The organism is Clostridium aminobutyricum (assembly GCF_017255415.1).
Lineage (GTDB): Bacteria > Bacillota > Clostridia > Peptostreptococcales > Anaerovoracaceae > Aminipila > Aminipila aminobutyrica.
In genome coordinates, this window is record NZ_JAFJZZ010000002.1 from 219690 (window position 1) to 233183 (window position 13494).

At 38.2% G+C, this 13494-nt stretch carries 18 protein-coding genes; all 18 read right to left on the reverse strand.

The window, feature by feature from the left end:
• Positions 1-19: 19 nt before the first annotated feature.
• The 18 genes from JYB65_RS07255 to JYB65_RS07340 all read right to left on the reverse strand — a co-directional run bounded on the left by JYB65_RS07255 (position 20) and on the right by JYB65_RS07340 (position 13389).
• Positions 20-400: a hypothetical protein gene (locus JYB65_RS07255; protein ID WP_206581987.1), complete on the reverse strand. Its 381-nt coding sequence runs from the start codon at positions 398-400 to the stop codon at positions 20-22.
• Between the two features lie 24 nt (positions 401-424).
• Positions 425-1231 (reverse strand): LamG-like jellyroll fold domain-containing protein, encoded by an 807-nt coding sequence (locus tag JYB65_RS07260; RefSeq protein ID WP_206581988.1) that lies wholly within the window; start codon positions 1229-1231, stop codon positions 425-427.
• A 14-nt stretch (positions 1232-1245) separates the two neighbouring features.
• Positions 1246-2124: a hypothetical protein gene (locus JYB65_RS07265; RefSeq protein ID WP_206581989.1), complete on the reverse strand. Its 879-nt coding sequence runs from the start codon at positions 2122-2124 to the stop codon at positions 1246-1248.
• Positions 2125-2293: 169 nt separating this feature from the next.
• A complete protein-coding gene (locus JYB65_RS07270; RefSeq protein WP_206581990.1) occupies positions 2294-2575 on the reverse strand; it encodes a hypothetical protein in 282 nt (93 codons plus the stop codon).
• Positions 2576-2587: 12 nt separating this feature from the next.
• A complete protein-coding gene (locus JYB65_RS07275) occupies positions 2588-4006 on the reverse strand; it encodes a glycine-rich domain-containing protein (protein ID WP_206581991.1) in 1419 nt (472 codons plus the stop codon).
• Between the two features lie 56 nt (positions 4007-4062).
• On the reverse strand, positions 4063-4488 hold the full coding sequence (locus tag JYB65_RS07280; protein WP_206581992.1) for a hypothetical protein: 426 nt from the start codon (positions 4486-4488) through the stop codon (positions 4063-4065).
• Between the two features lie 9 nt (positions 4489-4497).
• Positions 4498-5427 carry a hypothetical protein gene (locus tag JYB65_RS07285; RefSeq protein WP_206581993.1) on the reverse strand — a complete coding sequence of 310 codons (930 nt, stop codon included), beginning with the start codon at positions 5425-5427 and terminating at the stop codon, positions 4498-4500.
• A complete protein-coding gene (locus JYB65_RS07290; protein WP_206581994.1) occupies positions 5427-6053 on the reverse strand; it encodes a YmfQ family protein in 627 nt (208 codons plus the stop codon). Before JYB65_RS07290 ends, JYB65_RS07285 begins: the two co-directional genes overlap by 1 nt.
• Positions 6053-7096, reverse strand: coding sequence for a baseplate J/gp47 family protein (locus JYB65_RS07295; protein ID WP_206581995.1), 1044 nt, complete (start codon positions 7094-7096; stop codon positions 6053-6055). The genes JYB65_RS07290 and JYB65_RS07295 overlap by 1 nt, the downstream gene beginning before the upstream one ends.
• Positions 7093-7524 carry a DUF2634 domain-containing protein gene (locus tag JYB65_RS07300; RefSeq protein ID WP_206581996.1) on the reverse strand — a complete coding sequence of 144 codons (432 nt, stop codon included), beginning with the start codon at positions 7522-7524 and terminating at the stop codon, positions 7093-7095. Before JYB65_RS07300 ends, JYB65_RS07295 begins: the two co-directional genes overlap by 4 nt.
• Positions 7524-7841: a DUF2577 family protein gene (locus tag JYB65_RS07305; protein WP_206581997.1), complete on the reverse strand. Its 318-nt coding sequence runs from the start codon at positions 7839-7841 to the stop codon at positions 7524-7526. Before JYB65_RS07305 ends, JYB65_RS07300 begins: the two co-directional genes overlap by 1 nt.
• Position 7842: 1 nt before the next feature.
• On the reverse strand, positions 7843-8823 hold the full coding sequence (locus JYB65_RS07310; RefSeq protein ID WP_206581998.1) for an XkdQ/YqbQ family protein: 981 nt from the start codon (positions 8821-8823) through the stop codon (positions 7843-7845).
• Between the two features lie 8 nt (positions 8824-8831).
• Positions 8832-9230, reverse strand: a complete 399-nt coding sequence (locus tag JYB65_RS07315) for a hypothetical protein (protein WP_206581999.1) — start codon at positions 9228-9230, stop codon at positions 8832-8834.
• Between the two features lie 10 nt (positions 9231-9240).
• Entirely contained in the window at positions 9241-10782 is a 1542-nt protein-coding gene (locus JYB65_RS07320; RefSeq protein WP_206582000.1) for a phage tail tape measure protein, read from the reverse strand.
• Positions 10783-10964: 182 nt separating this feature from the next.
• A complete protein-coding gene (locus JYB65_RS07325; RefSeq protein WP_206582001.1) occupies positions 10965-11345 on the reverse strand; it encodes a hypothetical protein in 381 nt (126 codons plus the stop codon).
• Positions 11346-11421: 76 nt separating this feature from the next.
• A complete protein-coding gene (locus JYB65_RS07330) occupies positions 11422-11844 on the reverse strand; it encodes a phage tail tube protein (protein ID WP_206582002.1) in 423 nt (140 codons plus the stop codon).
• An 11-nt stretch (positions 11845-11855) separates the two neighbouring features.
• Complete coding sequence (locus JYB65_RS07335) at positions 11856-12944, reverse strand: phage tail sheath C-terminal domain-containing protein (protein ID WP_206582003.1); 1089 nt, start codon at positions 12942-12944, stop codon at positions 11856-11858.
• A gap of 1 nt (position 12945) precedes the next feature.
• Positions 12946-13389 carry a phage tail terminator family protein gene (locus JYB65_RS07340; protein ID WP_206582004.1) on the reverse strand — a complete coding sequence of 148 codons (444 nt, stop codon included), beginning with the start codon at positions 13387-13389 and terminating at the stop codon, positions 12946-12948.
• Between the last annotated feature and the right edge of the window lie 105 nt (positions 13390-13494).

The following is a 13494-nucleotide window of genomic DNA, read 5'->3' on the forward strand; positions in this document are numbered from 1 at the left end:
TAATTAATGGTATAGTCAGTTATAGAACTCCTAACTTGTTCAATTGCTTTTCTATATATGTAAGCTGTGCCATTACTACAAAAATTCTTTCTTCGGTTACTTCCGGGATTTCTGTCGTTGCAGGAGTTACTATGACCGGCTTAAGTTCCATTGATGCTCTTAAGGTATAGTCATCAAATGCACCTAATTCTACTGGATTTTCTGTATCCGTATCATCAAGAGTGGTCACCTTTGCTGTCTTTGTTCTCTCCGCAAATAATGCCTCTAACTCTGTAAAAGTATAGGCATCTTTTGCAAATACAAATTCAAGACTGTCCCGATTTGAACCTTGGAAGTATCTTGAGCTTCCATTCACTTGGATTACGTTTAATTCTGTGTTGTCGTTTAATTTTATTTTCATAATTTTAATACCTCACTTTTTATTCTAAAAACTACTTGGGATTTTAACTGTGTTAAATATTGCAAGTTCTGCTATATAGCCATTGAATGTACTATAAACACTTGCCCCATTTAACATCTTATTACCAGTACAACCATTATTGTGATGTTGCACAGAATACATTGATGTTGCTTTTGGAGAACTAATAAGGCTACCATCAACCCATAACTTTACTCCACCCGAGTTTAAAGTTCCATCCCATGAAAATATGATTTCATGCCAAGCATTATCAACTATGTTTTTTGCGACAGTGGTTTCAGGAAAAATCTGCGAATTATAAGCATAATCAAGTGCAAAAAAGATTTCGTTATTCTTGGTAACACTCAATATGAAACCGTATCTAAGATTGTCGTCATACCTAGTACTATATATAATTCTTCCACCTGTACCAGAACTAGAAGTAGAAAACCTAACAAATGCTCTCACAGAAAATGCTCCTGTTGTTGGAATGTATGGTTTTGCATATGAGAAATATGTATCTTTTGGTAAATATCTAGATTTTGATTGAGTTCCATTTATCCCACTTTCTATATTTGCCGTACCAACCATTGTGATAGCCTCATTATTGATTCTTTCTTTAGGTATTACCGAATCATCATTCATCGGTAAATAAAATAGTAAATCACTTGGATATGGGATTTGTATTAAATCAACATTACTGCTAAACACATTCCGATTAATACCATCAACTCCCCTATGCTGCTCTTTAATCTCTCGATTAACACCGCTCACACCTCTAAATTGTTGCTTTACTGTTCGATTTACACCTCCAACACCTCTATATATTGTCATAGCCAATCACCTCACTATGCATATACTTGATGCTGTGCACCTTCGGCAAGGGCAGAAGATGGGGTCGAGGTTGATACCGTGATGTTGTGTTCACCAAATACCTTATACGATCGATACGTTGGTTTATCAGTATTAAAGATTAATTGATTCGTAATATCTAGATTCGACCTGACCACAAGCTGGCATTGTTTTCCGTCTATATCATAGTCACGTAAACTTGTTCCATAATCATTGGAAAAGTCACTAGTTGCGTCTTTAGCGATCCTAGCAAACATTTTAGTATTATCACCATTTTTGAAAGAAATAGCGGGCGAATCTCGTGATATAATTATATTCCCACTCAACGTTCCACCAATTAAAGGTAATACATCTGCTTTTTTGGGTATCTGCCCACTATCCCATGCAGTTACATAACCTTCAGCATCAATTGCAGTTGACTTATAAATACTAAATGAGCCAGTTGACAAAAGCATTAGCAATAGCACTGGCTTAGTATTATCAACCGCCTTCCATTTTGATGTACTTTGCTCAAAAGTACAATTAAACATTAGTGTTGTAGAATCTGAATCTTTTTGATTTATTGATTTACTTAAGAAAATATTGAGTTCAGAGACATCTTCTGTTGTAGCAAAGATCGTTTTGAGCAAAGCCTTTAGATTTGAAAACGAAAGCTTCTTAGTTCTACCACTATCAACACTATCGATCATTGGCAGCGCATCCGCATCTACTAAAGTTAGCTTCTCTGTTGCACTTTTTAAGATAGCTTCTTTTTCCTCTTCTAAAGCCGTTAGACTTGTATCAATAATATCCATGTTTGCATTAATGACGCTTATCTCTGCGAATTCATCGTCCGTTGGCTTTACTAGATTATAATTTGTTGTATTTGTTGCCATTAAATCACCTCTCTTGTATTTAATTGTCTACATATAAGCTTATCCCCCTTGTCCCTACCTTCACTAGGGATTTTTTATACTAACAAAGATCAAAATTTATCTTAAATTCTTATATTTCTGGTATTAGGATAAATTTTATTTTAAAGCCTCTATGATTTTGCGATAATATTTAATGCCTCATCAGAAAAGAGGCTAACTTTTGTGAGATACTCCTCCCCCTCTTATTTGAGGCACCTGATGAACTAGGTTCATACTCCGTATCAACTAATTCACGTATTCCTACCGCTTTAATCCATTCTCCATCTTTATATGTATCACCGATACCATAGTCTGCTTCTACTTCGGCTATAATGTAGTGATCTATAAACATATTTGTTGCTATCTCCACATTATCAAATACAGCTATATTCTCACATATATTTGTTTCTTTATTTATTAATGCTAAGTTCATAATGTCCTCCTATTATACTGCTTTATAATATCCTATATAAACCACACCTTGCTTACCTGCACCAGATGTTGGGTTTGTTACTATATAAGCAGATGCACTTGTTGGTAATGTACTCGCACAAGAACCTCCTCCGCCACAACCGTATCCCGTAGCAGAGTGAGCTACTGCGACACCAGCGGAAGCACCGCTACCTCCTCCGCTTGATGCTGTTTGTGCCGTGCCTAATGTATAAGATGAATTGTTTACGCATTGTGTTCCGGCGCCGCTACCTCCAGCAGACAAAGTAATTAAAGAATTAAAATCAAAACCAACTAAAAAATTTGGTGACACTGTACCAGATGTAGTGTATGTTGCAGCTGCACCAGCATTATTTGTGAATGGATAATTTGAAGATGATTCTGCATTAGGAGAATTAGTACCAGAATATAATGAACCGCCTACACCAGATGTACAAATACCTCCCAAACCACCACTTGCCGTTACTGTCGCACCATTTGGAAATTTAATAGTTGTGTTTCCACCGCTTTTGCTAGAACCGCCTGCACTAATTGCAGAACCACCGCTACCAATAGAAATAGTTAAAATATTTCCAGAAGTAACTTTTATATTATTTAAAACAATAGCACTACCTCCATTTCCACCTCCGCCACCAGCGCCAGTATATGTATAACTAGAACCAGGATTTGTATATGTAGACAAAACAACGCCTCCTCCACCTCCTCCACCTATTCCTATTATATCTATTTTTGTTACACCAATAGGTACAGCCCATGCTTGTGACGAAGTAATGTTTTCAACAGTATATGTAAACATACTATTACCTATTTTCTGTAAAGCACTATCTACATTAGTCACGCCGAAAAGCGTCTGTGTAGTTGCAGATAAAGTAGTTTCTAATGCAGCTAAATCCTGCCACGTTCCTGTACCATCATCAATGTTTTGCAATATCTGCCCCACTATGCCGCCAGAAGGTATGTGTTTATTTCCCGAGTTAATCGGATGAACATAATTATTTTCGTCCACGTACTGCTTATTTACAGCATGGGAATCCTGTGTTGGTTCTGGAACGTTTAACTCTCCGTTTATATTGACATTTCCATCCTTATTTATTGAAAGCCTCTCCCCAATTCCACTCTGTACAATGCTGAGTCGATCCTCTAAGGCTTCTATATGCCATTCTTTTTCGAAATTGCGGAAAAATTGGAGATGATTATTATCTCCGTTACTAACTAAGGCAGGGAAGATTTTTACTCCGGTTAGTATCTGTTCTCCATCAAGTTTTACATTCTGAATATCTAAATCTTCTGCATGCTGTTCTATAACTTTCAAAACCTGATCCATTTTATCCATATTAACATTTATAACACTAATATCAGCCGTCTCGTTATCAGCCGGTTTTATTAAATTATAATTTGTTGTATTTGTCGACATTCAATCACCTCTATTCTTTTGTCTTAATTTCTATGCTTAATGCTATTTAAGTAAGGTTATTCATCCTGATACAGTTCCCTAATGTATGCCTTTGCACTCACGATTAGGGTCGACAATTCATTTGCAATCGTGCTGCCTTCTGCGCTATAGTCCAGCCACTTTTTGTTTGCCTGATCAACAGTGATAGCTGAATTATTATCCCACGCAATAAGTGCCACCCCCTCGTCTCTATAGAGCATGGTTTCATAGGCTTGTTCACGGAGTTCTACGCTGGTCAGTGTTGGTTCTGGTGGTTTTTCTGTCGGTATAATATCAATTAGTGTGTCATTTCCATCGGTTACAAAGTCATAGGAAGGGGCATAGGCGGATATTTTATTTGCCAGTTCTGTACTATCTTTAACTATGTATTTTGCTTTTCCTGTCCAATCCTCATTTGGAAACAAATTGTTGGTCTCAAAACCTTTATTTTCATAAACAACCATAACGTCCTCCTATAATATCCTAAACGCTAACCATGTCCCAATATTAGTGTTTCCGCCATTGACACCATTTAAACCATTATTTAGCACAAACCCATTAACAACTAGTTTATTTTCATAATTAACATCAGTTGCACCTAAACCTTCTTTATTTGACATCGTAATGCTGGCATTAGGAGTATAAATGTCCATACGTCCCACCCAAGTCTTGTATGAGGCGTTGTAGCTATAACCAGCCGCCATTACAAGATTCGGACTAAATCCAACATTGATCTCTCTGTTAGCAGTACCATCTGTGGTAAAGTTGCCATAAGCGTACAGATGATTGTTACTCAACTTACTCAATGCTCTTACTAAAGTATCAGTCGCCACGATATCACCCATATCATTGGTTTTGCTAAATCCTGTTAGTAGGGCAGAGAGCAATCCCCCTTGCATAGTTTTCTGTAGCGCCGCATCCACATTGGCTACACCATATAATGTCTGTACCGTTGCCGACAAAGCAGCCTCCACCGCCACTAAATCCCGCCATGTTGCAGTACCATCAGCAGTATTTTGTGGTATCTGACCCACCGCTCCCCCTGATGGTAAGTGTTTATTGCCGGAAGTACTTGGATGGATGTACTTATTGGCTCCGGCTTCTACCCCATCTAATTTGATCTTATCCACTACGCTCATTAATCCTTTTAATGATTGAGTGGCTTCCTTGCTTAAGGCACTGTTAACCGCAGAAATGCTATCCGCCAGCACCTTTCCCTGCACCGCATCTAATGCGTGACCTGCTTCGACTGTCGTCAAATTATTTGCTACGGTCACCTTGCTGTTATCCAACCCTTTCATGGCTGTATCAATAGCATCCATATTTGCATTAATAACATCAACGTCCACTTTCTCTTTCCCCAATGGTTTAACTAAATTGTAGTTTGCTGTTTTCGTTGCCATTAAATCACCTTCCTTGTATTTAATTCATCCCATGTCTTTGCTTCTACTTGATCCCATGTCATAGCATTGGCATCCTGCCATCTTGTGTAGGGGTTTTCCAGAATTCTCGTCTTTAATTCACCCCAAGTTCCTGTTTTTATAGTCCCCCATGTGACTTCTTTTACCTCTCCCCACGTGTTATAGTTATACTCTACTCTATAACTCAAGTGAGCAGGCTTGATGGTATCGATGGTATGTTTAAAAGTTTCTATATAATCTGGTATCCCTTTCACACCGATAAACCGTACGACAAACTTATAGTTCGGATTGTCTTCGATCACTTCGATCTCCGCATTGGTATAAGCCAATGCCGTATTTTTAATCATCTCGATCGTGCAGGTTCCGGTTCCCCTCATCTTGGATTTGATCAGCTCCCGTCGTTCCTGATAGGCCTTTGATATATCTGTGGTTATATTCAATTCTTTTTCCCAGACACTCAGTCCCCATGTGGCCGTATCAACAAAAAATTGACTTTCCAAATCTGATATAGCGTAATTGTTGGCATTGATCTCATCGGTAAAAGCTTTTAATAGCGCTGCAAAAACTTTGCTGTCCTTATAATAGCTTGGCATGTAATCCAGCAACATTATGACAACACCACCGTTCCGATGACAGGAAGCTCCGTATCCGATAAAATAACATTTCTTGCTTCACCGTTTAGTTCTAAATCAGAATAATCCATCACCCCATAGATATCGTACAAAATGCTTCCTATCCTTGCGTAGCTGATGTACGTCTGATTCAGTGCAGTTTCTTTAAAATACGCATTTATTTCGCTCTGGAAGCTGCTGTTCACCTGTTCAATCGTTGTTGTATTTCCTAAAATCACAATGCTTGCCGTAATATCAATGTTTTTTTCTGCCACACTTTCTGTGGTCACTGTTGCACCGACAGGCCGCTGTGTTTCAATATAGGCAGCTACACTAGCCACCAACTGACTATCTGCTGCACGTTTATTACTGTCGCAGATTACTACTTTGACCGTTCCCGGGCCGTTCCACGTGGGAAATATTTTAGCGCCCCCCACTCCCGTTACAGACTTAGCCCATTGTTCATAATGTGAAGCATTGCCCGATGTAGACGGGGTATTCACTTTGTCATGATACCGATCTCTTAAACCTTTATCTGTTTCTGCATCATAGCCGCTTGTAAAGGTTTCCGGATTGGTAACGGCTATAAGCCCTTCTATCGTGATTGGAAAATACTTAATTGCATTGGCGGCTACATTACCGATACTGCCGTTATCTTCGCATTCCACACTAACCAAAGCGGTTCCGCTTTCTCCAATGATTGCACTTTCCGTAGTCACAAACGTCACCAACTCTGTGGCTACAGATATGCCTTTTTGTACCGTGGCTCCGATGGCTCCGGTTATCTGAACCTTACCCGTTGCCTTCGTTGCAGCCTTACGACTCAGTCCAAGTTCCGCACATTTGCGATCCAGATATGCTCCGGTTGCAGTATCGACAAAAGCATGTTCTAGAATGGTATCCTGACTGCTATATGATTTTTCTAACTCAATTGCTACAGGAGCAATCGCATCAAAGAAAAAACTGCCCTCGGATTTATCATAATCATTGCTAATATCGGCAAGCATTCTTGTTTTTAATGTTTCTTTTGTTATTGTCATAGTATTACTTCACCTCCTGTCGTTCCATATACCGTTTCTACGGTAAAACTGCACGTTAGCTTCCTTTTATTCTTTTCAAATTCAAAAGTATGCACCCTGGTAATATCCGTATTGCGGGCTAATGCTTCCTTTATTTCTCTTTCCAGTTCAATTTGCACAAAGTCCGTGGAATAGCCGCTTGTTACAAAATCTTTTAACTTGACTCCATACTCTTGGGATTCATCGGTTTCATAGATCTTGAACTTGCCCTTTTCCGTGTTTAGTACTTTTTTAATCCAACCCTTAACAGCACCCAGTCCGCTTACAGCGGTTACTTTGCCGTCAACGGTGACAAAATCTCCTCGTTTGAAGTCAAATAAAAAAGAGGTTCCCATGTTGGTCTCCTCTTCCGTGACTGCTATTTCCGTTATTTCTGTGTTCGGAAACATTAAATATCACCTACCTTATCAATTATGAAATAGATCGCATTGTTTATGCTTGGTATAACGATTATTTTATCCCCACTGTGTAATAATTCTTCCACGGTATGCAAATGCTCTCCATGATCTCCTACCTGTGCACTGCTTGTGTCGTAGGTAGTCAATAAGTGATTGGCTACTACTAGGTCTGATTTATCAAAGATAAAACCATTCACCGTAATTTTTAGATTAGGAGGTGGTGATAGAACCTTGCCGACACTAATCCCTTGCAGGGTCGGATTATTCCTTTCTTTAAATAGTTTTGCCAGTTCTGTTATAGAATCCATACTATACCCCCTCCAGTTCCAAACTTGTTGTGTGTATTGTTCCGATACTATGATTGGCCGACTTTATTTTATATTTACCTACCAGATTAGTGATAGGCTCATTTAGTTGAATAGTGCGCCCTGCTCTCAGGTCAAAGTGCCCCAGAACTTCAATACTTCCTTCAACCGGCATTTTGTTTAGCTCTTTCAGTAAATTCTTAGCGATGTTTTTAGCCTGAGCGATATCCTTATCTTCAAGGCTTCTTGTTTCTTCCAATACTCCATAACGCACTATTGAATCTGGATCTGTTACTTGGTCGCTGAATCTTACTTTGTCCTCATTACCCACGTATACTCTAATGCTGTTTTTGAGTTCCTCCATGCTGGCTTTTTTAGACGGATTACTAATGGTCTTGCTGATGTCAACCGGAGGAAGATTATCTGCAACCTTTATTTTCAAATTCAGCGGCGATTCGGTATCTTGACGAATATAAAACTTCCCTTTGTCCATCTCCATTACATACTTGGCACGAGTTGTATCAGTAACTTGCTGTATAATATCCTTGAGAATTTCGGATACCTCTTGATCAAAATACACTTTTTTTATAATCGTCGGCATATTAGCAATACCTCCAATAGGTATTCTAAAGTAATTTAATAACATTTTGATAGCATTATCTGCTCGAATGCTATTGAACTGTTGGATCGTCTTGGACTTATTTAAGTAAAAGGCATAGTCAAAGCATGAAAACGATTGTGCCTTTTCATTTCTTGTTTTCTCTACTATAATTCCCCTAAAAACCTCTTGTTTATCAGCATCTTGCAATATTACTCTATCACCGGCATTTACTTCAAATTTAGGATAGTAATAGGTGTCCGAATAAGCGATTTCAAAATCAAGCTGATCTCCTAGCGTGTCCAGACTACTGCTTAGAGAAATGTTGCCCACCATTGAACTAATATCTTTAGAACTATTATCTTCTTTGATTATCTGTAAAATCATCTGCTCACCTACATAAACCTAAATTCTTTCAATTCTAACGAATATTGAATATAATTTGTGCCGGCCCTCAGTCCATATTCAAAAGTATCAATTGTCACTGGCATATTAATAGGTGTTTCAGTGATAACTAGCCTGAACGGTAGTTTTCTGTCACGTAAATTTTCAAGTTCATTTACATATTCCCAGCCAAACATTTCATTGCTTTTAGAATAGGATACCGCTTTTTCAGGAAAGAAGCTTGAGAAACTAAGACTTTTAAGACCTTTATTTCCTATCAAATTTACCTCTCCAAGGCCAATTGTCTGATATGTTTCGTTTTGCTCAGGAGATTGAATCATTACTTCAGAAGGTAAAACAGGTAAATGAATTACTTTTTCTCGATTATTAATACTTAATATAATTTCCATATCTCCCCTCCTACATATTTGCAAGCTGAAGCTTTAACTGTGGAACAATTTCATTTACAACCTGACTGGCTGTTACACCTTTTGCAGTAATATAAACATTGCCAAAGCTGACACCATTACCGCTAAGAAGCCTATCACTTTTATCAGCAGGTATTATCTTAGAACCATTCGGTAAGTCAACGATTTCTCCACCACGCTCATTGATGTACGTCAAGCCACCTTTCCAGTAGGATGTGCCAAGTGCCTTATTACCAATGCTCGCTTTCCCTGGCGTTCCATCTGACTTGCTCTTTTGAACTAAATCGATTATTCCTTTAATAGGGTGTTTAAAAAACTCTGTTATTTTTCCCCATGCTTTTTTCACTGCTTCTATTAGATTGTCCCAATATAAAATTAATCCTGCTATAGCTGCAACCACTAAGGCGATTACTCCTACAATAATAAATAACGGTGACATCGCCAATACTGCATTAAATATTCCTAATACCGTCGTTAATGTAACAAATACTGCCGCAAATATGCCTATAATGGTAGCCACCTTTTTATTTTTCTTAATGATATCAAAGAATCCACTTAGAAACGAAAATATCGGTTCACCTATCTTGATGAATGTTTTTACAATTGATTGAATAACCGATTTTATAACTGGTTGATTTTTTGTAAACCACTTTGCGAACTTGGCTAAATAAGGTAAAAGTATTTTTCCAATGGATTCCTTTAAATCTAAAAATTGATCCTTTGCTTGTTTAATTGCCCCTGCATCTGTTTTAGCCATCTGCTTATTAGCATTACCTACATTTTTACTTATAACTTTTGCTAGTACTGACGCCTTCTCTTCTGCAGTGCCATATTTTATCGCATTCTCCTCTGCTTGGGTGAATGCGATTCCAGCTTCTTGCAATTTATCAGTCTGTCCATTTAGTCCTGTTCCCATTAAATCCGCAATCTTTGTTGCGTCCTCGGTTGTACTTCCTAGCCCTTTTTGTTTCGCAATAAGATTATTCATTGCAGGTAATAAAGTCTTAATACTGTTTGTATTCTTAGCATAAGTAGCAAGTTGCTCAACCCCCGCCATTTGTACTGCATCACTGACAACGCCCTCTGCTCGCTGTGCCGATATCATTTTTAATATAGAATTTGAAGCCTGATCAGAGGCTTTGGCTTTTAAATTTAAGGCTGATTTAAACTTTAACTCATTAGCCACCTGAGCTTGTGCCGCACCAATGCTTTCTTTAACAAATCCAGCTATCTTGCTTGCTGCGCCACTAATATCAATGGGTTTTTCCTTAAATGTATTTTTGAAATATTTACCGAATTTTTGAATATTTTGTCCTGTGGATTTAAGTTTATTTTCTAATTTATTTAGTATTTTACCTGCGAGATTTTCAATAGGAGCAATTGCAAGCTTTGCACTTATTTTTAATAAATTAAAGGCAAAATCTGCAGATTTTCCTAAAGCTTTTATTTTTGAAATTGTAACATCTAAGTTTTTTATAAACTCTTTCAAATTGCTATCATCTAATGTCGGTAATGTATACCCTGTTTCACTCATTTTCCCCCTCCTTTCCTATTTCCCAAATAAAGCCTGATATTTCTGGCTTTCTTCCATCCAGTATTTTTCTTTTGCAACCCCGTACATGATTTTTTCATATTGATTTGCATTGATTAAATCATCCAGTGGGATGCCTCTTGCCAGGAAGAAGGTTACTATTTCATATAAGTAATCATCTTCCTTTATGAGTTTTTTACTTCTTCACCTAAACTCCCTATACCGGAGAACTCAAACAATTCTTCACCGATGGCCAAAATATCGGAGAGTTCAAATATGGCATTGACCACATCGTACGGATCTACAATTCCGAGCTCTTTGTGAAGCTCCTGGTCCTGTAATGGTTCACAGGTTTTGTAAATCAAATTTTTATAGGCCGTTGTAATCTTTCTTGTATCCGGGTCTGTGCCAATATCATCTAAGACGCTTAGAATGGTCTCATCGCTAGGTTTCTTAAAAATTAATGATTTCCCTAAAGACTTTACTTCAATTTCCTTAAACTTGTGTAGCTCTTCTTCTTTCTGTCGCTTCTTCGCGATTAAATCTTTAAATGTCGCTTTTTTCATCGTTACCCTCCAAGGAATAAGGCTCTAACGGAATTCCTACCGGCCATTAGAGCCTTTACAAAATATAGGCGGAAGTCTAGATTGTTTCTAAGACTTCATAATCACTAAACTTAAATGGTACTTCTTCTGCCACAACAGCCTTGCCTTCAAATTTTGCAAGCATAAATTCAGTAATCACAACATTACTGATGGATGCTCTCTCAGATTTACCAGTAGTCTTATCCTCCAACTGAGTGATAATCTTAATCTCCGGCATGTTTCCTTTCTTAAAGGCTTCCTTCATTAAAGCAAGCACTGTACTATCTACTTTATTCATAGTTAAGGTACCTTCACCTGCCCATCCGGTGAAAACATGATGAGTTGCATAATCTCCGACGCAGTTCACCTCTTCAAAATTTCCGGTGATCTTTGCTTCAATGCTCTTCACCTGAGCTAATAGTTTACCGTTTAACCATACGTTTCCGTTACTTCCACTTAAAATTCTATTCTGATTAACCATGTTCGTTCCTCCTATGCTAAGCTGATCTCAAACGCAAGATTTTCCATTGCGCCAAGAATCTTAATATCCCCACCTAAGAAAACGGTTCTCTTAAATGCGTTGTTCTTTACCTGCTGATCGGTCCATGTTTCTGCTTCTATTTTTCCGACTCCAATCCAAGCCAGTCTCTGGGCTTCTACATCTACATCCGCCTTATTCTCATAGCTGCTGTCTAAAATATTATCGTCTGCAAGCTTCTTAAAATAGGAATTGATGGCGCTGATTAACAGAATCTGATTGTTGTAGTTGTTTTTATAACCGCCAAGGTATTCAATCTTAAATACGCTGGTAATATCGTCCTGAATCAAATCCATTGCTTCCACAATATCGATGTACTTCATATCCTCTGTTGCAGTACTTCCGTCTGTCGTTGTCATAGAGTTGATACCAAGGGCCACCTTAACTGTATCAATATCATTGATCAAAACAAACTTTCCGGCTGCAACGGCAGCCTCATTGTCCGCTACCTCCGTTACTTTTGTTAAGTTAGAGCAAGCAAAATAAGTGCAGCCTTTCTTCACGTTGCAGCTTGCTAAGATACCAATCAGAGACGGACAATATTTTTCACCCGTAACCTCTCCTCTGGCATCTGCAAAAGTCACCTTATCATTGTAGAAGTTGACTACGTGCTTGCAGTCTGCTGCTACAGCCTTATAAACAACGGCCTTATAGGTTTTTCTTTCTAATTCCTTGGACTTGATCCAGCTTGATAAAGTGGACCAATCTTCTGTTACGCCGTCTGCAATTGTAATCCAACCGGACTTCACATTTCCTTCCACTGTGTTCAAGGCATCGGCAATGCTGCCACCGGTCTTATCTACTCGAACAACAGATACCTTATTTAATGCAAATTTAAAAATATCCTTGATATACTGAAGATTCGCTGCTGTATACAGTGCGCTGTCCTTTTCTGTTGCTGTGATGGAGCTATACTCTTTATAATTGAATGTTTTGTCTGTGTCATCTTTCACAATTAAAATGGCAACTCCTCTTTCGCTTCGTTCAATCAAAGAAGTAGCGAGCTGCTTAAAAGTCACTTCAATGTTTGGTAATTTAATCATATTATCTCTCCTTGTATTCTAGATTTTCCATCCATTCACTTGGGTCGGTGTCTGGTAATAGCTCAACGATATACAAATCCAGACTCAATTTTAATGTTCCATCAACCACTTCCGAATTCAGGCTTGTAATGGGAATGTATACCTCTCCCACAACAATTCCATCCAACAAACTGCTTTCCAGTATTGCTTGCATCTCACTAAAATCCGCTTTGTATTGAAACATATTTGCGGCAAAAAAATAAACTCTAGCAGTTAGAGTTTTATCAATGGAATTTGAGTTTAATTTTGTAGTCTTTGCGCTTTCTATAGCCACTTTGATACTCGGCCGTATGACGGTATCCGAATCGTATTCGAGCTGCAGCGGCACATTTTCCAGTGCGGTTCCCTGCAATGCAGCTCTGATCTTATCACTAATGGCTACATCAATTTCTAATAATGTTAGCATGAATCTCCCCTTCTTCTGATGCGGCGACTAACCATATTAGGTAATAAAAGATTAAAACAAGAAATCATTCCCGCATCCACAATCATTTCTCGTTTTAAAAATTTA